At 36.7% G+C, this 19,803-nt stretch carries 21 protein-coding genes; 10 read left to right on the forward strand and 11 right to left on the reverse strand.

All coding sequences use genetic code 11. The annotated features are described in order from the left end of the window. Nucleotides 1-53: 53 nt before the first annotated feature. The 3 genes from kaiC to FJR09_RS08075 all read right to left on the reverse strand — a co-directional run bounded on the left by kaiC (nucleotide 54) and on the right by FJR09_RS08075 (nucleotide 2,769). The gene (gene kaiC, locus FJR09_RS08065; protein WP_148765326.1) at nucleotides 54-1,610 is read right to left on the reverse strand and encodes a circadian clock protein KaiC; all 1,557 of its coding nucleotides are present in this window, start codon (nucleotides 1,608-1,610) and stop codon (nucleotides 54-56) included. A gap of 166 nt (nucleotides 1,611-1,776) precedes the next feature. Beyond that, on the reverse strand, nucleotides 1,777-2,091 hold the full coding sequence (gene kaiB, locus FJR09_RS08070) for a circadian clock protein KaiB (RefSeq protein WP_015081529.1): 315 nt from the start codon (nucleotides 2,089-2,091) through the stop codon (nucleotides 1,777-1,779). Nucleotides 2,092-2,190: 99 nt separating this feature from the next. Beyond that, nucleotides 2,191-2,769 (reverse strand): KaiA family protein, encoded by a 579-nt coding sequence (locus FJR09_RS08075; RefSeq protein WP_168653010.1) that lies wholly within the window; start codon nucleotides 2,767-2,769, stop codon nucleotides 2,191-2,193. A gap of 627 nt (nucleotides 2,770-3,396) precedes the next feature. Here FJR09_RS08075 and FJR09_RS08080 point away from each other — a divergent pair. Further along, complete coding sequence (locus FJR09_RS08080) at nucleotides 3,397-6,633, forward strand: ATP-binding protein (RefSeq protein WP_168653011.1); 3,237 nt, start codon at nucleotides 3,397-3,399, stop codon at nucleotides 6,631-6,633. A 114-nt stretch (nucleotides 6,634-6,747) separates the two neighbouring features. On the opposite strand, the gene FJR09_RS08085 is transcribed toward FJR09_RS08080, so the two are convergent. The 3 genes from FJR09_RS08085 to FJR09_RS08095 are packed head-to-tail and all read right to left on the reverse strand — an operon-like array spanning nucleotide 6,748 to nucleotide 9,394. Continuing rightward, entirely contained in the window at nucleotides 6,748-8,577 is a 1,830-nt protein-coding gene (locus FJR09_RS08085) for a glycosyltransferase family 39 protein (RefSeq protein ID WP_168653012.1), read from the reverse strand. A gap of 50 nt (nucleotides 8,578-8,627) precedes the next feature. Further along, nucleotides 8,628-8,798, reverse strand: coding sequence for a hypothetical protein (locus tag FJR09_RS08090; protein ID WP_168650303.1), 171 nt, complete (start codon nucleotides 8,796-8,798; stop codon nucleotides 8,628-8,630). Beyond that, nucleotides 8,795-9,394 (reverse strand): hypothetical protein, encoded by a 600-nt coding sequence (locus tag FJR09_RS08095; protein WP_015081525.1) that lies wholly within the window; start codon nucleotides 9,392-9,394, stop codon nucleotides 8,795-8,797. The genes FJR09_RS08090 and FJR09_RS08095 overlap by 4 nt, the downstream gene beginning before the upstream one ends. Before the next feature lie 152 nt (nucleotides 9,395-9,546). On the opposite strand from FJR09_RS08095, the gene FJR09_RS08100 reads away from it, so the two are divergent. Together FJR09_RS08100 and FJR09_RS08105 are read left to right on the forward strand one after the other, a co-directional pair. Then, nucleotides 9,547-9,879 (forward strand): DUF565 domain-containing protein, encoded by a 333-nt coding sequence (locus tag FJR09_RS08100; RefSeq protein ID WP_015081524.1) that lies wholly within the window; start codon nucleotides 9,547-9,549, stop codon nucleotides 9,877-9,879. 4 nt (nucleotides 9,880-9,883) lie between these two features. Beyond that, on the forward strand, nucleotides 9,884-10,945 hold the full coding sequence (locus tag FJR09_RS08105; protein WP_168653425.1) for a glycerate kinase: 1,062 nt from the start codon (nucleotides 9,884-9,886) through the stop codon (nucleotides 10,943-10,945). Here the strand turns inward: FJR09_RS08105 and FJR09_RS08110 are convergent. The 5 genes from FJR09_RS08110 to FJR09_RS08130 all read right to left on the reverse strand — a co-directional run bounded on the left by FJR09_RS08110 (nucleotide 10,938) and on the right by FJR09_RS08130 (nucleotide 14,593). After that, nucleotides 10,938-11,150 (reverse strand): type II toxin-antitoxin system HicA family toxin, encoded by a 213-nt coding sequence (locus FJR09_RS08110; protein ID WP_015081522.1) that lies wholly within the window; start codon nucleotides 11,148-11,150, stop codon nucleotides 10,938-10,940. The two genes, FJR09_RS08105 and FJR09_RS08110, sit on opposite strands and share 8 nt — an antisense overlap. Then, nucleotides 11,140-11,367 (reverse strand): type II toxin-antitoxin system HicB family antitoxin, encoded by a 228-nt coding sequence (locus tag FJR09_RS08115; protein ID WP_015081521.1) that lies wholly within the window; start codon nucleotides 11,365-11,367, stop codon nucleotides 11,140-11,142. The genes FJR09_RS08110 and FJR09_RS08115 overlap by 11 nt, the downstream gene beginning before the upstream one ends. A gap of 81 nt (nucleotides 11,368-11,448) precedes the next feature. After that, nucleotides 11,449-12,906, reverse strand: coding sequence for a YdiU family protein (locus FJR09_RS08120; RefSeq protein ID WP_015081520.1), 1,458 nt, complete (start codon nucleotides 12,904-12,906; stop codon nucleotides 11,449-11,451). Between the two features lie 198 nt (nucleotides 12,907-13,104). Further along, nucleotides 13,105-13,956 (reverse strand): DUF6671 family protein, encoded by an 852-nt coding sequence (locus tag FJR09_RS08125; protein WP_015081519.1) that lies wholly within the window; start codon nucleotides 13,954-13,956, stop codon nucleotides 13,105-13,107. A gap of 64 nt (nucleotides 13,957-14,020) precedes the next feature. Further along, a complete protein-coding gene (locus tag FJR09_RS08130; RefSeq protein WP_168653424.1) occupies nucleotides 14,021-14,593 on the reverse strand; it encodes a GNAT family N-acetyltransferase in 573 nt (190 codons plus the stop codon). Between the two features lie 78 nt (nucleotides 14,594-14,671). Here FJR09_RS08130 and bioB point away from each other — a divergent pair, with 78 nt between their 5' ends. The 7 genes from bioB to FJR09_RS08165 all read left to right on the forward strand — a co-directional run bounded on the left by bioB (nucleotide 14,672) and on the right by FJR09_RS08165 (nucleotide 19,681). Continuing rightward, the gene (bioB, locus tag FJR09_RS08135) at nucleotides 14,672-15,673 is read left to right on the forward strand and encodes a biotin synthase BioB (RefSeq protein WP_174782908.1); all 1,002 of its coding nucleotides are present in this window, start codon (nucleotides 14,672-14,674) and stop codon (nucleotides 15,671-15,673) included. A gap of 81 nt (nucleotides 15,674-15,754) precedes the next feature. Continuing rightward, nucleotides 15,755-16,075, forward strand: a complete 321-nt coding sequence (locus tag FJR09_RS08140) for a hypothetical protein (RefSeq protein ID WP_015081516.1) — start codon at nucleotides 15,755-15,757, stop codon at nucleotides 16,073-16,075. After that, on the forward strand, nucleotides 16,072-16,437 hold the full coding sequence (locus FJR09_RS08145; RefSeq protein WP_168653426.1) for an aspartyl protease: 366 nt from the start codon (nucleotides 16,072-16,074) through the stop codon (nucleotides 16,435-16,437). The genes FJR09_RS08140 and FJR09_RS08145 overlap by 4 nt, the downstream gene beginning before the upstream one ends. A gap of 300 nt (nucleotides 16,438-16,737) precedes the next feature. After that, nucleotides 16,738-17,235: a hypothetical protein gene (locus FJR09_RS08150; protein WP_168653423.1), complete on the forward strand. Its 498-nt coding sequence runs from the start codon at nucleotides 16,738-16,740 to the stop codon at nucleotides 17,233-17,235. A gap of 1 nt (nucleotide 17,236) precedes the next feature. Further along, complete coding sequence (locus FJR09_RS08155; RefSeq protein ID WP_168653422.1) at nucleotides 17,237-18,325, forward strand: GUN4 domain-containing protein; 1,089 nt, start codon at nucleotides 17,237-17,239, stop codon at nucleotides 18,323-18,325. A 544-nt stretch (nucleotides 18,326-18,869) separates the two neighbouring features. Further along, nucleotides 18,870-19,208 (forward strand): hypothetical protein, encoded by a 339-nt coding sequence (locus FJR09_RS08160; RefSeq protein WP_015081512.1) that lies wholly within the window; start codon nucleotides 18,870-18,872, stop codon nucleotides 19,206-19,208. A 17-nt stretch (nucleotides 19,209-19,225) separates the two neighbouring features. Beyond that, complete coding sequence (locus FJR09_RS08165) at nucleotides 19,226-19,681, forward strand: type II toxin-antitoxin system VapC family toxin (protein ID WP_015081511.1); 456 nt, start codon at nucleotides 19,226-19,228, stop codon at nucleotides 19,679-19,681. Nucleotides 19,682-19,803 lie beyond the last annotated feature (122 nt).

Genomic DNA, 19,803 nt, shown 5'->3' on the forward strand with positions numbered 1-19,803 from the left:
AAAATATAGCACGATCTAGAGATTTAGGCAGAAATATCGGACTATACCCTGTGTTAAACATCTGAACTCGGTTTGTCTTCAAAACGTTTGACAATCCGAGAAAGTTCTGCTTTTTCGTTTATAGTAACGCGGTTAGGCGCACCACTAATAATTCGCTCATAGTTACGGAATGAATCTTTAATATCAGGACCATCTGCCGTAATATTATATTCACGAATTCCCTTATCGTGCCACGAGCCGCGCATTTTAAATACGTTAATTGCCCGTGACATTTCTCCCCGAATTTCTACATATTGTAACATCAAAATTGTGTCTGTAATCGTAGAAATGTGGGAGTCAGTAATGGAATTAGAACCCAGGAATTGATCTGTAGTATTGGTAAAGAAACCAGTAATTTCTTCTTGTTTAGCATAACCTGTCACCCCAATTACAAACTGACGAAAAGCATTATTACTAACGCCTCTAGCCATTGCGGAAAGTGAATCAATGGCAATGCGAGCAGGTTTGAAATGGGAGATTTCTGATTTAATAATTTGTAAGTGATCTTCTAAACCAGTGGATTCAGGATAGGTACAAATGATTTTCAGTAATCCTTGATGTTCTAATTCTTCAAAATCAATTCCCCAGGAAGAAGCATTCCGGGAAAGTTGGGCGCGAGATTCTTCATAAGCAAATAATATGGCTCGTTCACCATTAACACAGCCATCTTGAATAAACTTACTCACTAATAAAGTTTTCCCAGTTCCTGTAGCTCCTGTGGCTAAAATAATCGAATCTTTAAAGAAACCACCACCACACATTTCATCAAGAATTTTCACTCCAGAAGATACGCGCACATTAGAAGATCGTTGTGTTAAACGCATTGCTCCCAAGGGGAATATATTGACTCCTTCATTGGTAATTGTGAAGGGATATTCGCCTTTCATGTGAGTTGTTCCCCGTAACTTGAGGATTTCAATAGTTCGGCGGCGACGTTCTCCTTCTAAGACGTTACGAGCAATTATTACATTATCAGAAACAAATTCTTCAACTCCAAAAGATGCTACTGGTCCATATTCTTCACCCCGTTCAGTGGTAATGATGGTGGTGACATTCAATAATTTCAGCCGTGCTACTAACCGAAAAATTTCTCGCCGGACTACTCCTATCGCTTCATATTGTTGAAATATGGCGGTCATGGAATCAATGGAAACCCGTTTAGCTTTATATTTACGAATGGCATATTGTAAACGTTCAATCAGGGCTGATAAATCAAAATTACCTACGATATCTTGACCTTCAGGATCAGGAGATGCGTCGAGAATAAATAATTTACCTTCATCAATTAAACCTTGTAAATTCCAATCAAAAATATGGGCATTTTTAATAATGTCACTGGGTGATTCTTCAAATGTGACAAATACTCCTGGTTCATCGAAGTAAGTGATGCCATTATAAAGAAATTGCAGTGATAATAAAGTTTTGCCAGTTCCTGAAGTTCCACTAATTAAAGTAGTTCTACCAACAGGTAAACCGCCATGACTAATATCGTCAAAGCCCTCGATCATCGTGCGAATTTTTTCGACACCAATAGGTATTTTTTTGGGTTCAGGTTGCTCTTTTTTATTCATGGTTTGTCTAATATGGATATTCACCCCAGGTTTTTAAAATCAAGAAAGTTTTTAATTATTTTTAATAACTAAATAAATATACCAAATTGCAGGTAAAAAGAATTCCCGAATTTTCATCAAAGAATGGCTAACACCACGGCTTTACTCTTGCCTCCTGCATTTTGTGTTATTCTTTCCCATATTCTTCACTCAATTCTTCATACAGCAGATCCAACCCAATTAATACTCTTTCTCTATCTGTTAAATCACCAATAATTTTTCGCACAGGTGGGGGCAGAATTTTTGATAGTGTTGGTGTGGCGAGTATTTTATCCTCTTCGGCCAACTGGGGGTTTTTCAGGACATCAATTACTTTTAAAGCATAAACTCCTTTAAATTCTTCTTCTAAGATATTTTTGAGGGTTTTTAAAGCCCGCATTGAATTAGGGGTATTTCCTGCTACATATAGCTTGAGAACATAGGTTTTTTTAGCTTCATTCATACAATATAAACTCCTAAAAACATAGAGGTGAAAGACCAAAAGCCGTATTCTTTACATACACAATCAAGCATTAATTCATCATGAATGCAAATGCAAGTTCTACTTTGGAATATTCAACGGAATTTTAGCAACAGAACAGCGATAAATTTCACAAAGATGTGCCAAAATATCTATTAAGGTTAAACGGTAATCGAGCAATGTTTCATCACTTCTGCCTTCCATCCTTAATTGCTTAGAAAATTCATCAATGACTTCCATGTGCATTTCTATAATTTGTGGTATGGGAATACCTGTATAAAATAGGGTATTAACAAATTTATCAAGTTTTTCTGGTAGTGTTTTGTCACTGATAAAATAATTGATAATTATTTGACGGTAATCTGATTTAAGTGATTTTAAAATTTCCTGTTTTTCGATAGCAGCCATGTCCTGAAAATTTTGTGTCTTTTTTTCCTGGCTAACTGCAAAGAAATAATTATCTTTTTGATCTGGGTTTTGTGGCTGACAATGGGGCAAATAGTGTATTTGACAAAGTATAGGTTGCCAGTAACATTGAGTGATTAATTTCTCAAGGAAGTTCCATATTTGAGCAATTAAACTTTTGTGCCTCTCTTCTACAAATGGTCTATCGAGAATTTGTTTTATATTTGTTTGTAAAAGCAATATAGGTAATAACATCTACTATTTATAGATCATGAATTTTTGAAAGTGCAATACACTGTCACGCAATCAATTATACATAGCAAAGCTAAGTAGTATAACTGATAAATTCTTTGATGGCTCATTGCATTGAGAGAGAGTCATGGCTAATGGATAATGTGTATGAGGATATCCGACGGCAGATAGATGACATTATTTCACTTATTGATAAGATACTTAAACGAACTTAAAGAATTGTCGCATTTTAAATCATTATAATTCCTCAAGGTTCTAAAGCGAATCTTTAGAGCCATAATTATTGTTGTAGTTGTCACCCTAGAAAATGATGATTTCCAATACCAGTAGCTTTTCTGGTAAATATGGTTACTTGCTCTGGATAGAAACTCACATATTGGATCACAAGGGTAAAAATTATTAGTGATTGACTTCGAGACAATGTATGTCCATGACGGAGTGTGACCACAAGCTATAGCTAAATAGCTAGTTTGAAGAGGTCTGTCAATTGTCACCAGAATCGCTGATAGCGTCGCCCATTTTCAATATTCCTGGAGGATATTGCTTCAGGCTTGAAAACTATCTAAACCAAGTGCTGATGGTAATGCTGAAGTTGATCACAAGCAGAAAGACCACCGAGGACTTATTTTAATGCTACAGTACCCACTTGATGAATTTATAGTAACTGTACCAATGTGCTGGCAAACGAATACTCTGGCAGCAGTGCTGGATATTTTTGTCGAAGAACAGTGCGATCGCTTGGTAATAGTTAATTCCCAACAATGCCCAATTGGTGTATTGTATTCTGCTCGATTACTGCCACAATTCTTAGCCGCAGATGCTGATAACCACATCTTAAATTTGCATTTGCAACAACCACTCTCACAGGTGGATAAATCCCTCATAGCACCAATACAGACCATACCAGCCGCAGCAAATCTGGAAAAATTTAGTTTATTTCTCAAAGATCAAGAAGCACAACAAAAAAGTAACTTAGATTGGGCGCTAGTTGATTCAGATGGTAAATATTTAGGAATCCTAAATACTTTAAGCCTATTAATATTGTTAGCTCAGAAGAAAATTTCCATTAGTTTAACCAAAGCAGAAGAAAGTCACAAATATGTGACAAACACCAAAACTTCTCCACACCAAAAAAACATCAAAGATACAGCCAATAAATGCCAGCCAAAAATACACAAGTCTATAGTCCACTTATTAGCTAGATTGCCCTGGCCAATGATGTTACAAACTAGTCAAGGCGAAGTAGTTATGCAAAACCTCCCTTGGTGGCAACAACTAGGAACATCAAAAGATCCTGAAGGCATTAGAAAACAGGTAGAGACTATACTTACTCCAAAATATATTTATACCAATCCTCAAGAAAATCAGAAAACCGATACTTTCACGACGCACAAACACAGTATCTCACCGACAGTTTTTTCTCCTGACTCACCATCAGCTTTCCCTTTTTTGCAAGAACTATCTCTGCCGATAAATGACGGTTCTAACCACTGTGTTTTCGATAAGAAATTGGGTATTTGTACTTGTGTGGTGGAAATTAAAACTGGTCAGGAACGAGTTTGGGAATTTGCAAAAATTCCTTTAGATAGTAACGAGTTAAAAATTTGGGTTTCGGAGTCAGAATTACCAAAAAATTCAGAAGAACTATGGTTAATATTAGCCACAGATGTAACTGAACAACAACAACTTTGCAAAGAGTTGGCAGCAAAAAATGCCGATTTGATTCAACTCAATCGCTTAAAAGATGAATTTTTAGCTTGCATTAGTCATGAATTAAAAACACCGTTAACAGCAGTTTTAGGACTATCTCGCCTTCTGGTAGATCAACAGTTGGGACAATTAAATGAGCGTCAAGCTCGTTATGCTGGATTAATTCATCAAAGTGGTAGACATTTGATGAGTGTGGTGAATGATATTTTAGATTTAACGCGAATGGAAACGGGACAGATGGAACTTACCCTCACCTCGGTACAAATTCAAGTAGTATGTGAACGGGCTTTCTCAGACGTTAAAAACATTCATTATCAAACTCACAAAACTAAACAATCATCCCCAGCAGAAAATCAAAATTTATCTAATTCTAATCACCAATTTAGCCTAGTAATTGAACCAGGTTTAGAAGAAATGGTAGCAGATGAATTACGCTTGCGACAGATGTTAGTACATTTACTTTCTAATGCCTTTAAATTCACGGAAATATCTGGGGAAATTGGTTTACGGGTTAGCCGTTGGGAAGGCTGGATTGCCTTTACTATTTGGGATACAGGGATTGGAATTCCTGAACAACAACAACATTTAATATTTCAAAAATTCCAGCAATTAGAAAACCCACTCACTCGTCAGTTTGAAGGAACGGGTTTAGGATTAGTATTAACTAGAGCTTTGGCTCGTTTACATGGTGGAGATGTCAGTTTCTTATCTCGTGAGGGGAAAGGGAGTCAGTTTACTTTGCTTTTACCTCCAAGTCCACCAAAAGCCAGTTTTAATGAGTCTGAAGACATAGCGACCAAGAGGGAAATAGGCAATATCATCAATTCTTCTCCTCAAAACCTCAATAGTTCTTCCCAAAGACTGGTGTTAGTAGTGGAAGCAGTAGCTCAATATATTGAAGAATTAACTGAACAACTTAAAGGTTTAGGTTATCGTGTTGTTATTGCTAGATCAGGAACAGAGGCACTAGAAAAAGCTCGACGTTTGCAACCAAAGGCAATATTTTTAAATCCTTTACTACCTTTACTTTCTGGTTGGGATGTGATGACTTTACTAAAATCTGATGTTTTAACTCGTCATATTCATGTTATTGTCACAGCCACAGCGGCCGAAAAGGAACAAGCATTTAATAAACAGGCTGATAGTTTTTTGAGTTTACCAATTAAGCATCAAGCATTGGCATCATTGTTAGAAAAAATATCAACAACAACTGAATTTAAGAATTCAGTGATGGAAAATCATCAGATCAATTCTCAAAATATTCCTTTGCGAATTCTCAGGTTAGTAAATCCGGAAATAGAGGCTATTAATCTCTACCCTTCTCTGCGAGAACATCGAGTTATTGAAGTAGATGATTTAGATCAAGCAGATTTATTAGCGCGAGTTTGGCAGTTTGATGTAATTTTACTAGATATGGAAATTTCTACTGCTCGCACTTATTTAGAACAATTAACAAAACATCAAAGATTGGCAACTTTACCATTGGTAACTTGTGATGTTGCGACTACTTTAGCTGCTTCCCAAATACCAGGATTGTCTGTATTTCCTTGTTTAAGTCCCTTAACACAGAAAAATAATCATCAAAATTATCAACAAGATGCTTTAGCATCTGTATTACAAATTGCTGCTGGTATTTGTTGTCCAATAAATATTTTAGTTGTAGATATAAGTATGCTGAGTGATTTATCCACGGTAAAACGCAAACCACTTAAAGATTATCAGTCAGTCAAAAGTTCTTTTGTTAATTTTGAAGATGAGCAAATTAATCGAGGATATGAGTGGTTTCAAGCTTTAATTCAATACTTACAAACTGCTGGTTTTAGAGCTTCTATTGCCGGTTGTTGGTCGGAAGTTATCCAACAAGTCAGTCATCAAAGTGTTGATTTACTTTTGATTTGCTTGAACGAGACGGCAATGAATAAGGAAGTACAAAAAGCTCTTGAATCATTAGGGAATTTACCATTTAATTTGCCGCCAATTTTGGTACTTGACCAAAAATTAAATGAACCCAATTATGGAAATGTAACAAAATCTCGGAAACAACGATATACATCTTCTGTAGAAACTGCGGTTCGGGGAATTGCTACCCAGATATTACCCCGTTCGATTTCAATGGAGGAACTATTAATTCAGATTAATCAATCTTTAGCAAATTAGACTATGATTTATTTGATTTATTTGATTTATTTGATTCATTTGATTATGATGATGGAAATAATCCTCACAATAATCAATCATCACATAAATCACATCAATCAAAAAAATCATAGTTTAAGACAAGTTATCTCGTTTAGCTGTTTTCAAAGGAATGCGAATGAGATGATAAGCGCCTTTGGTGGCTAAGTTTTTGTAAGTATCAGGTGGTAAGTCCATTTCCTGAAATTTTCCCTGTTCAACTAAGATTAACAATGATGGTGGTCTGTTTTCTTGTGATGATTGCTTTTGAATATATTCAAGAGCTTGTTGAGAAAATTTAATGTAATTAACGTTTTTGTGCGTGTAGAAAGTCACGGTAGGTTTTTTGAACCCAACCATAATTAATTCTTCATTGGGTTGTTTTGATTCAACAATTAGGGCTGATAATTCTCTCAGAGGTAGTTGACGCTGTTGGTCCATAATCAAAACAGCAGGCATTAAGGAAATAGCAATAAAGGCTATAAATCCTAATAAATTAATTGTAATTATCTGTTGATAACGGTGACTTAATATTAAGATAGCCGAAGTAACTGTAGATAGTAACCAAATTATTCCCGCAAATTTGAGGATTCCTGATTTCTCCATTTGTACGTATAATTCAGGAGCAGCAGGATCAGGCCCAGCAATTTGGGTAAGATTAAAGAGGGCAATGGAAATAACTGTTAGAAAAGCTACGTTTACCCAAGCACTGATGCGTAAAAATTTGGGAGGAGTCGGAGTTTGTGAATTGGGGAAAATATCACTCCAAAATAATGCCACAAGAATAGCTGCTGCTGGCATTAAGGGTAATACATAACTGGGTAATTTGGTAACAGAAATTGTGAAAAATCCAAATACACCCAAAAACCATAAACAGACAAATAAACCTAATTGTTGAGAGCGTTCTTGCTTTAACCACTGCGATCGCTGCAAAAGATTTACTCTAACTAGAGCCGCAGGGATGTACACTGAATATGGTGCAAAGCCCAACAAAACGACTAAAAAGTAAAAATACCAAGGGGCTGAATGGCCATTAACAACTTCGGTAAAACGGTCTATATTGTGATAGATAAAAAAGGCATTAATAAAATTCCAGCCGTTGCGCCAAGTTACCAAAACATACCAAGGAAGTGAGATAACTAAAACTATCGCCATTCCTAAAATCGGCTGCATTTCTCGCCATAGTTCCCAAAATTTCCCCACATACAAGGCAAAAGCAATCATAATTAGTCCTGGTAAGACAATGCCTACAGGACCTTTAGTTAATATTGCCCCAGCAATTAAGACATAACTGGCTAAATACCATTTATTGGGAAGTCGCCAATTAGCAGTGACGATTGGGGAATTATTCTGAGCATATCCCAGGAAAAAACATAATAAAGTTGAACCTATACAGCCGTTGAGTAACATATCAGAAACCCCGGCTCTGCCCCAAACAATCATTTCTGCGTTGAGTGCCATTAAAGCAGCGGCAATGGCGGCTGTAAAGTAACGTCTAGGCAAATTAGTAACTTGTTCTAATTCATCTTTTTTGGCAAAGTACCACTGCACAGTGTAAAATGCCAAAGCAATTACGCCCATTGCTGCGAATGCTGAAGGGATACGCACAGCCCATTCATTTACTCCCATAATAGAGTAAGCGATCGCTTGACACCAATAAATTAAAGCAGGTTTATCAAAGCGAGTTTCACCATTAAAAAACGGCGTAATCCAATCACCAGTTACCAGCATTTGTCGGGAAGCTTCCGCAAACAGCGGTTCAGTCTCATCAATTAAGCCTACATTACCCAAATTCCAGCCAAAAGCTATCCAACCAATTACCAATAACCACAGGGACGAAACAGCCACAGCTAGGACTGGACGCTGTTCTAAATTATTCAACCACTTATCCACCACTTGCCAAGAAACACTCAATTTTATACTCATGAATTCATACTTAAAGACACTGAAATCGCGTCCTGCCAATACACAATAGTTTACAATTCAAAAAAACTCCTGAACTCCTTCCTTCTTCCTCCTGAACTCCTTCCTTCTTCCTCCTGAACTCCTGAACTCCTGAACTCCTGACTCCTGACTCCTGACTCCTGACTCCTGAACTCCTGACTCCTGACTCCTGAACTCCTGACTCCTGAATTCTCCAATATCACCTATTTTGTAACACTAACTGCCATTCTTGAGTTTGCGGATTCCATTGGGGAGAGGAAGTTTCTCCCACAACATAGGGACCCCAATAACGTCGAGAACCATCTTGAGCAAAAGCCACCAAAATATCACCTTTCTCAAGTCTTAAATTAGCTTGAGGTAAAGATAAAACTAACCCGCTCTCACTTCCTTCTTCAGGAGCAAAATCCCAATGAGCCGGAATATCAGATTTAGATTTATTCGCAGTCGCACTTTTGAGGGATGATTGTCTAGCTAACAATGCTAGACGGACAGGTTGAGTAGTTTTGTTGCTAATGCGAAGCAATCCAGCAGCCTTGTTTTTACTATCAGAGTTAACCTGATAGGCTACAACTGTGGACTGATTTTTTTGCGGACTTGATTCTACTGAGTCACTTGGTGTACTATCTAAGTTAATTTCATCCCCATTTTTACCACTATTTGTCATCATAGATGGGGTTGTTTCTGGATTTGTAGACTGAAAAGATATCCGCATATCTAAGCATCCTGTCATGATCCCCATGAATCCTAAGGCAGAAAGACTGATAATGAAGTTACCATACCGATCAAGGAAGTTTTTCATAATGATATAGCTTTAGAAATAAGATTTTTTGTAAGCTAAACCCGATGGTTACAAATGATCCCCAACCGTAATTAGAGTGGTTTACTTAGGTTCTCCAAAATAAATTATCCAGTTTCATCAAGTCAAAACGACTTTTTCTGTTCCCTATTCCCATGCAAAATACTCGCTTGAACAACCTATTAGAAACAATTTTCAGTAGCTTGAGTGAATGGTTTCTGAATCCTTGGCGGCGGTTATCGCTAATACTAATTAGTTTTTTGTTTGGCTTTTTTTTGGGATCAGCAGTATCAACAACCGCTGGACAAAAGGCAGAATTAGACATTGTGGTTGCTGGATTTTTAGTGCTACTGACCGAAATTACCAGTAGAATATTTTACAGTCGGAGTTTTTTTGTTCGCCAAGCATTTTGGGTAGAAATACTCAACTATCTCAAGGTTGGTTTTATCTACAGTCTATTTCTAGAAGCGTTAAAACTGGGTTCGTGATTTTATGAGTAGTGAATGGTTGAGTCAAATTTTAACAACGGACACATCTTGGCAAGTGTCAGCACAAGCCGCAGCATTGGCAGATCCTTTGCGAGCTAAGGTGTTTAATATTACTTCTGATAATGTGGCTGAAGTTATCCAAAAGAGAGGGGATTTACTGAAGTTAGTTTTCCCTAATTTTAGTCAATTTTGTCAAACTACCCTAAAAATTCAACCCCCAGAAGTGCGATGCACTGAGCTTGTCGAAGTGTTACAGGTATTGTGGGATTTATGGCTACCCTTGGGAATCCAAATTGCAGCACAACGTCAACAGTTAGGGAAACCTTTTGTCCAGGGAATTTTAGGCGCACAAGGAACTGGTAAAACTACAATGTCCCAGATACTGGGTTTGATTCTCCAGCAGTTAGGATATCGGACGTTAAGTTTGTCTTTGGATGACTTGTACAAAACTTATAGCGAGCGTTTGGCTTTATTACAGCAAGATTCCCGGTTAGTTTGGCGCGGTCCGCCCGGAACCCACGATATTCACCTAGCTTTAATTGTACTCGATCAGATTCACCAAGGCAAGAGTCCTGTGATAGTTCCTAGATTTGATAAATCTGCTCATGGGGGTGCAGGCGATCGCACTACTCCTGAAGTTATCACAAATCCTATAGATATTGTTCTGTTTGAAGGCTGGTTTGTGGGCGTAAAACCAATTCCTCCTAAAGTGTTATTAACTCCACCACCACCTATTCTTACAGACGTAGATAAACAATTTGCCTCTGATATGAATAATCAGCTAAAAGATTATTTACCACTGTGGGAAAGATTAGATAGTTTAATAGTTCTTTATCCCACAGATTACCGTTATTCTTTAGCATGGCGCAAGCAAGCAGAAAGACAAATGATTGCTGCTGGTAAATCAGGAATGAGTGACGCAGAAATAGAAGAATTTGTAAATTATTTTTGGCGTTCTTTACATCCAGAATTATTCATTAATCCCTTAATTCAATCATCATCTGTTGATTTAGTAATTGAAATTAATAGTGATCATAGTTTTGGGAAAATCAGAAAAACTATCTAAGATTATTAAATTCATCTTCTGTGATTTCTAATTGGTTAAGAATTTCCTGGAATAGCCAACCGCCGATTTCAGCATTTCCATGAATAGGAATAGTTGTTGCGCGACCATCGGGATGCTTCCAGCGAGCATGACTACCTTTTTGACGAATTTTCTCAAAGCCTAATTTTTTGGCAACTTTTTCTAAAGTTTTGGCTTTAGCTGGCATAAGCAATAGTTACCTCAATATCATTAGGTAAGGATTTACCAGCCTCTAAATATTCTGCTGATATCATTTCAAAAACATGGTTTAACTCTGAACGAGCTTCTTCATGGGTTTTTCCCCACGCATGACATCCTTTAATTGCTGGAACGTAAGCAACAAATGTTCCATTATCATCGGGGCGTAAAATAATTGTATAGTCAATTAGTTTTTTGTTTATCATATTATTTCCTGTTAAATACTTGCGATTAAAAAGGCGAATTTCCTGACTCATGGGCGAGGAAACCCCGCCCCTACTGACAAACTACTTTCCTGTTTGCAGTGTTTCCACTAAATCATAAAAAGGTTGCCAATTATCATCTTCAGTGATTCGTTCCCAAACAGACTCAATCACAGGTCTTAATAAAGCTGTTTTGGGATTAGCTTCAATCAAAGTTTGGTGAATTTTATCCATTTGTTCAGGATCAAAATGATTGAGAATTTTATGATAGAGGAAACACCAATTATCAAAAGTGGGTGATTTTCCTAATGCGGGGCTAATTTCAGAACCATTCATCACAAAAGCTGGATCATCTCGCCATTTACTAGAAAAGGTAGCAGCTATATCAGCAAAGAATTGATGATAACCAACTTGACTATCATGTAAAAAGGTAATAGTTAACCGCAAAAATTCATCAGCTTCCGCTAATTGTAAATCTTCAAAACCCAATTTTTTCAACATCAAAGCTCGATATTCAGCCTGGTAATATTCAGCAAACTTGGATAAAGCAATATCCAAATCACCTTGGTGAATTATCGCCTTTAAAGGTTCTTGCAAAAGCTCTAAATTTAATTTGCAAATCCCTGGTTGTTGACTGTAACAATAACGTTTATAATAATCGAAATATGCCGCCGTAAATTGGAGATCGTAAGTAGGAATAAAGGCATAGGGTCCATAGTCAAAACTTTCCCCGGTAATTGACATATTATCAGTATTCAAAACCGCATGACAAAAACCCGCTGCCATCCATTGGGCTACTAATTCAGCAACACGCTGCACTAATTCGGCATAAAATAAAGCATATTTATCATTTTCAGCTTGCAAATGCGGGTAATACTGTTCAATTACATGATCTAACAGTTTTTGAGTTAAATCATGTCGTTTGAAATAGTTTAATCGTTCAAAAGTACCAAAACGGATATGAGATTTACTCATGCGAATCATGACAGAAGAACGAGTTGGAGAAGGTTCATCACCGCGCCACAAACCCAAACCCGTTTCAATCATACTCAGACACCGAGAAGTACGAACACCTAAACTATGAAGTGCTTCAGCGGCGAGAACTTCCCGCACTCCTCCTTTAAGTGTTAGCATTCCGTCACCACCGCGAGAGTAGGGGGTTCTTCCCGAACCTTTTGTGCCAAAATCGTATAATTCCCCATCAATACCCCGCACTTGTCCATAGAGAAAGCCTCTACCGTCACCTAATTGGGGGTTATATTGTCCAAATTGATAACCGTGATAACGTAGTGCTAACAGCGGTTCTCTTCCCTCAAATTTACCAAAAGCGTTAATAAAATCTTCGTCTTTAACTACTTGGGGCGCAACTCCTAAGCGTGGCAGTAGTGCGTCATTGCGCCAGCGTAACATAAGTTGGGGAAATTCCTCGGCTACAACTTGATCATAGTAGTCATTACCTAGAGATTCTAGGGCTGGTTCATAGTTGAGGGTAAGTAAGGGATTAGTAGCATGAGTATGATTGAGAGTTTCATCCAGAGTCATTATAATTAGGCTTAATTGATATTTATTTAATGATAGACAAAAAAGCTCACCATCTTGCTAATTTAACGTAAGTTGCTAGTTAAATTGTCAAAAATGGCTAACGTCACGCTGCGCTATCACGAGCTTATAAAAATAATATATCTTCTTGAGAATGATAAATAAAAAATAGATCCCCGACTTCTTCAAAAAATTGCGGCTTTAAGGATTACAATATTCACATAAACTAGGATCAGCAAATTCTTGATTGTTAGGAAATAATTGTTGTTGGGTAAAACCGCATTTTTGACATTGAAAAATTACTGCTTTAATTAATGAAGTTGGCTGATGACAAAGTTCACAAGGTAGTCCAGGGATTTTTTGATTAATCATAAAACCAGGAGTATTACATTGGGGACATAAACTATTAATTTTATTAATTAAGTCTTGAGTAGCAAAGGCAATATTTTTCATCCTGGTAGGATTATACATTGCTCTCATATCTGTTTCTATATGAAATTTACCATTTGTGTTTTTTATGGCAGTTTCTACTGAATTGATTAGGTTTTCTTGGCTGGTAATACCTTTAATAGATTCTGTTTTTCCTGTGGATATATTAGCAAATGAAATTACTAAACCATGTTCAGGAAAACCAACTTTTTGAGCAAATTCTTCAGCTTCTTCTAAACTAGATATAGTTTGATGATTAAAATTAGTTTCTATGGAAAATAATTCACCAATAATTTCTAAATCATTTTCTTGATCCAGAAAAATAATGATTTCTCGGTTAGCATAAATATAGGGAATTAGGGGATGAGGTGCAAAACTTCCTTCACTAGCGATGGCTATTTTTTCATCATCCATTTCCAAGGCTTTTTTAGCTTTTAACCTAGCAGTAATAATTTGTGTATCTGGACGTTTAATTTCTCTAGTAAAAGTTCCAAAAACATCAGTATTTAAGCCTTGAGGAACTATCAAATTAATTCCTAAATGTTCTTTCAATAAAGGAGAAATTACTTTTTCTTTATTGTGCATTGTCGCCAAAATAGCCACGCGATTATTATATATTGACATAATTTATTTTCCCATAATTATCTTCAGATCCCCGACTTCTCCAAGAAGTCGGGGATCTAAAATACTATAAATTTGGTCGCCAGTGGGGATTTGTTAAACTTGTAAAAATATGATCTTCCCATTTACCATTAATCATTAAATAGTCTCTAGCATATCCTTCAACTACAAAACCAGCCCTTTTAAGAACATTACCACTGCGGCGATTATGGGGCATATAATTAGCCATAATGCGGTGCAGATTTAATTCTTGAAAAACATACTTAGTGGAAATAGACAAGGCTTCTGTCATGTAACCATAACCTTGTGCTGATTCTGCTAAACTGTATCCTAATTGACAAAATTGAGCAGCACTATAGACAAAGTTGCTAAAATTAGCTGTTCCCATAACTTTTCTAGGCTGGTGTTTCCGATAAATAAATAGTTTTAATGAATAGTTGTTCACAAATTCCCAGAAACTCGTTTCTACTTGATACTCCCAATAATCGTGAGTAAAAAAATTTTCATCCCATTGAGGATAAAATGGCGTAAGATATTCTTTATTTTCCGTAAAATATTTGAGTATGTAGGGAATATCCTCCATCACTGCCATTCTTAATATTAGGCGATCGCTTGTCAGAATTGGTGGCTCTGATGTCATATCCTCAAATTTAAATATTTTGTATCAGCTATACTAATTTGAACATTAAACCAAAAGACTGCAAAAAGGATAATTACGGTGGGAATACGCTACAATTGGCAACCAACAGAGATATTGACAATATATAATACACCGTTTCTAGAGCTAATTTATCAAGCTGCTACAGTGCATCGTCAATATCATCAACCGCAACAAATACAAGTTTGTAAGCTTATCTCTATTAAAACCGGTGCTTGTCCAGAAGATTGCGGTTACTGCGCTCAATCTTCCCGTTACAAAACCGAGGTAAAACCCGAAGCACTGTTAGAAAAAGAAACGGTGATAAATATTGCCAAAACAGCTAAAGAAAGCGGTATAAGTCGCGTTTGTATGGGTGCTGCTTGGCGAGAAGTTCGGGATAATTCCCAATTTGAGGAAGTTCTGGATATGGTTAAGGACGTAACTGGCATGGGTTTAGAGGTATGCTGTACCTTGGGAATGTTGACAGAAAACCAAGCCAAGCGGTTAGAGGATGCGGGATTATATGCTTATAACCATAATCTCGACACTTCTGAGGAATACTACAGCACAGTGATTACGACTCGAACTTATAGCGATCGCCTAAATACAATTGCCAATGTTCGCCAAACTAATGTTACCGTATGTTCGGGCGGTATTCTCGGTTTAGGGGAAAATATTAGCGATAGAGTCGGAATGTTACATACTCTCTCAAATTTACAGCCTCACCCCGAATCTGTACCCATCAATATTCTTTCTCAAGTTCCCGGTACACCTTTAGAAAATCAACCAGATGTGCCTATTTGGGATGTAGTGCGGATGATTGCGACTGCTAGAATTATTATGCCTAAATCTGACGTGCGTTTGAGTGCAGGTAGGGCGAGACTTTCCCAAGTAGAACAGGCTTTATGCTTCATGGCTGGTGCAAATTCCATCTTCTCCAGCGATGATAATAAAATGTTGACGGTGACTACTCCCTGTCCTGATTATGATGCAGATAGAGAAATGTTGAACTTGCTAGGTTTGGAAATGCGTCCCCCCTTCCAAAAGCAGGAAAAAACACCAACTCCAGCGATGATATAACAATTGAAAATTACCTCTCCCTGACTGGGAGAGGACTCGAATATGCTAGAATTTAGGATGAATTTTAAGCAAGTGATGAAGATGACACAATCCACACCCCAAAGAGTTGTCCGTCGTGGTCGAGTATTTCCCGAAATTCAGTGGACTGATGAACAAAAAGCTGAAGATAGAGCTAGAAGAAAGGCATTTTCTGATCGTTGTTGGGTAATTTTTGAGCGTTTAAAACCAGAAATATTAGATAAATATTCTGGTTGGTATATTGCTATTGAACCTGACAGCGGTGATTATTTTATTGATCAAGATAAGGAAGTAGCCAGTAAAATGGCCAGAGAAAAGTATCCTCATGTTATTCATCATATTTATGGCATTAATGAAACGGGAGTTAGTGGCAGCATAAGATAGAGGGCAGATTTGGAGAAAATGGACAAGTTTATTTTGAAATTGATTTAATTGGTGGGGATAATTTCAGTTTTCCTGTAGAAACAATGTTAGATACAGGATTTACTGAATTTTTAGCCATGAATAAACAAGATGTACAAAGTCTTGATTGGAATTTTTTAGGTCAAGATAAATTAAGAACTGCTCAAGGAGAAACTGATTTTGATGTTTATCATGGTAGGGTAATTATAGATGGTCAAGAGTGGGAAATCCCTGTATTTGCTGGAGATGAAATACAGGAAATTTTACTGGGTTCTCGATGGTTGAAGTTGTTTGTTTTAGTCGCTAATTATGGTGAAGATAGGGTCAGTTTAGAATTGATTTAATTAAACAATTTCTTATTAATAATAAAGTGGGTTGCGGGTTGTATCTAGAACGAAATAGCCCTGGGTGGTAATTGCCAGAATATTTGGTCTTTATTCCAAATTTTAGGGCTAGGATGCCTAAAAAGACAATATAATTAGATTTAGGGACTTCCAAGAAATAAATTATCCTGATTAACGAACCACAGAGGCGCAGAGGACACAGAGGAATAAGGGTTTGAGAGATTTTTGTGTTAGGTGGTTGAGTATTTTTTTATTTGGAAGTCCCTTAACAAATTACTGATTTTATTAACGTTGCTTTTTATGCCCAAGCATGATCCCGCAAAATTAAAAAAAGTATCTATTAGTCTTCCCTTTGGTATAGGTTCTGCGGAATGGGAAGCTGACACAACGGAACGAAAAGCCGCTTGGTCGTTATATGTGGAACTGGTAACGCGTATTGCTGTCCAGTCTTTAGAAGTTGACCAGGGGTTAGTGCGAGAAGCGTTGAACTCTCTGTATAGTTTATTCGGAACTACCCGTGAAGTTCTCAAAGCTGCTGGATTTGATGTGGGTGCTTCTAAAAACTCAGTCGGGGGTATTGCTATTGCGGTGCTGAATAATGGGTTAAGACCATTTTTAGCTAAATGGCATCCTGTGTTACAGGCTTGGGAAGCAAGACGACCTATAGGGGTGAGTCCCAAGGAACATGAGGTAAGTTGGTCAGAAGAATCAAAATTGCGAAGTGAGTTGGCTGCTTTGCGAGGTGGTTTGGAACAGTATGCGAAGGCGTTGGCGATTATTGCAGGTGTGGAGGAATAAAATGGAAAAATATGATGTTTTTATTTGCCACAATAGCAAAGACAAGCCAGAGGTAGGAAAAATTAAAAGCATTTTGCAAAGTCAAGGAATCAAAACGTTTTATGATGAGGATAACTTAATAGCATTTAAAAAATGGAAAAAACAACTCCAAGATCATATTAGTGAAGTTAAAGCTTTCCTTGTCTTTATTAGTAATAATGGTATAGGACCAATACAACACGAAGAAATTGATTTCTTTTTAAAAGAAGTTTTGCCAAAAAACTCTGAAATTCAAACAGGCTTAGTTATCCTACGCAACACAGGAGAGGGAATAATAAATACCGTAAAAAACAGTTATCCAGAATTTAAAGACTTTCATTATTGTGATTTTCGTAAAGAAGAACTTAACCCAATGAACAAACTGATTTCTGCTATTACTGGAAGAGACCCAGAGTCACAGTCTATAATAACTCAGCCTAAATCACTCACCAAAACTCCTCAACAACCACCTCATGCAGATAGTATTAGCTCAGAAGGCATAGACTATAGAGAACTCACTGAACTATTATCAGAAAGTAAATGGGAAGATGCTTGGGAAAATGCTAATTATCTGACTTATAAACTTATGCTCAATGCTGTAGGTAAAACTCAGGGGGATCAATTGACCAAGGAAGACGTAAAAGATTTTCCATGCACAGACCTCTACAAAATTGACAAATTGTGGGTAGAACATAGCAATGGTAAATTTGGATTCAGCATCCAAAAAGAAATTTATTTAAGCGTTGGTGGCAAGCCTGATGGTATATTCAATCAAAGTATCTGGAGAAAGTTCAGCGATCTTGTTGGATGGGTAGGAAAAGATGCAAATGGCTGCAACTTTTTTTATAACTCCGAGGAAGAATTTACTTTTGATATTTCAGCACATAAGGGTCATCTTCCTGTGTTAATTGAAGATTATCAGGAAATTATTATAGATATCTTCGCTCGTATTGAAGCTTGTCCTCAATTTAATAAAGGTCCTTTAAAGCTTCTCAACTCACATCTTGGTTTTCAGCCAGACACTTCAGCAATTAAGGCTGTAGAGATTATTAACTCACTGCCTAATATTTAGTTACCCATATTAATTCAAAATTGCTCGAAAGTTTTGATTTAAAGTAAAAATCCAAACAACTCCTAGAAATTGCTAAAATAGGAGTAGAAAAAGCCATTGAAACCGATGAAGCAACAGCTACAGATTGGATAAATCAGCAATTGGCAATATTAGGAATTGATATCAAAAGCATCATCAGTTAATTTCCTGTTGTATAATATTTATATATATTTTCCCTGATCAATTTAACAGCTTACTATCACGGCAAATTTTGTCATAATATAAAGATAGGATTCCCATGACTAATTAGGGGCTGCTGAATAAACCTAGAACTGAGATATATCAAGAGTTTGAAGGTAAAAAAGGTGAATCAGGTGCAAGGAATAAGGGTTGAAATCAGCAAAAACCTATCACTTGACCAGATTCAATACTATTCTTCTCTTCTTCTAATTCTTCCTCCTGACTCCTGACTCCTGACTCCTGACTCCTGACTCCTAGCCCTCACAGACAACTTTTTCAGCACCCCCTAATTACGCTTTATCAACATTATGAGGAATAAATAATTATGTCTCAATCCGATTTAATCAATAAACCAGAATTAAGTAACACTACCAAAGAAAATCATCTCATAGAAATTTTACGAGAAATTCAAGCAACACCTAAAGAATACTGGCCGAATTTACTACAAATGATGCGAGTATTTCGAGAAAGTGTTACTTTTAAACCTGAGATTTTTCACCATTCTCACCTAGAAATAGACGCACAACAACAAATTTTAAATCAACAACATCAATTACTCAAAGAATTAACCAAAGAGTGGTTAGAAGAAGGAGAACAAGAAGAACAAACGGAAACTTGGGAATATTTGCGGCAAAAACAAGAAATTGATGATAATCCTTTTTAAGATTAAGCTGAATTTATATGAATAAATTGATTTTCCTCGATACAAATATTTTAGGAATGGTAACAAATCCTAAAAGTTCTAATTCTAATTGTCAGGAGTGTAAAGAATGGTTAGATGAATTACCCTTAAAAAGTTATCAAATAATTTTACCAGAAATTGCTGATTATGAAGTAAGACGAGAACTGTTAAGAGCGGGAAAAACAAAAGGAATTAAACGTTTAGATCAACTCAAGCAAGCGATTACTTACTTGCCTATTACTACTGCTACCATGCTTTTAGCAGCACAATTTTGGGCAGAAATTAGAAACACAGGAAAACCAACTGCTGATCCTAAATCTCTTGATGGTGATGTTATTTTAGCAGCACAAGCAAAAATAGAAGAATTAAATGGAGATCAAGTAATTGTTGCTACTACCAATGTTAAACATTTATCCTTATTTGTAGATGCTCGTGAATGGCAAATGATTAATTAAAAAGATTTCTCTCATTTCTGGAAAGTTTTGATTTAAAACAAAAATCCAAACAACTTCTAGAAATTGCTAAAATAGGAGTAGAAAAAGCCATTGAAACCGATGAAGCAACAGCTACAGATTGG

This window comes from Dolichospermum sp. UHCC 0406 (assembly GCF_009712025.1).
In the GTDB taxonomy this organism is placed as follows: domain Bacteria; phylum Cyanobacteriota; class Cyanobacteriia; order Cyanobacteriales; family Nostocaceae; genus Dolichospermum; species Dolichospermum lemmermannii.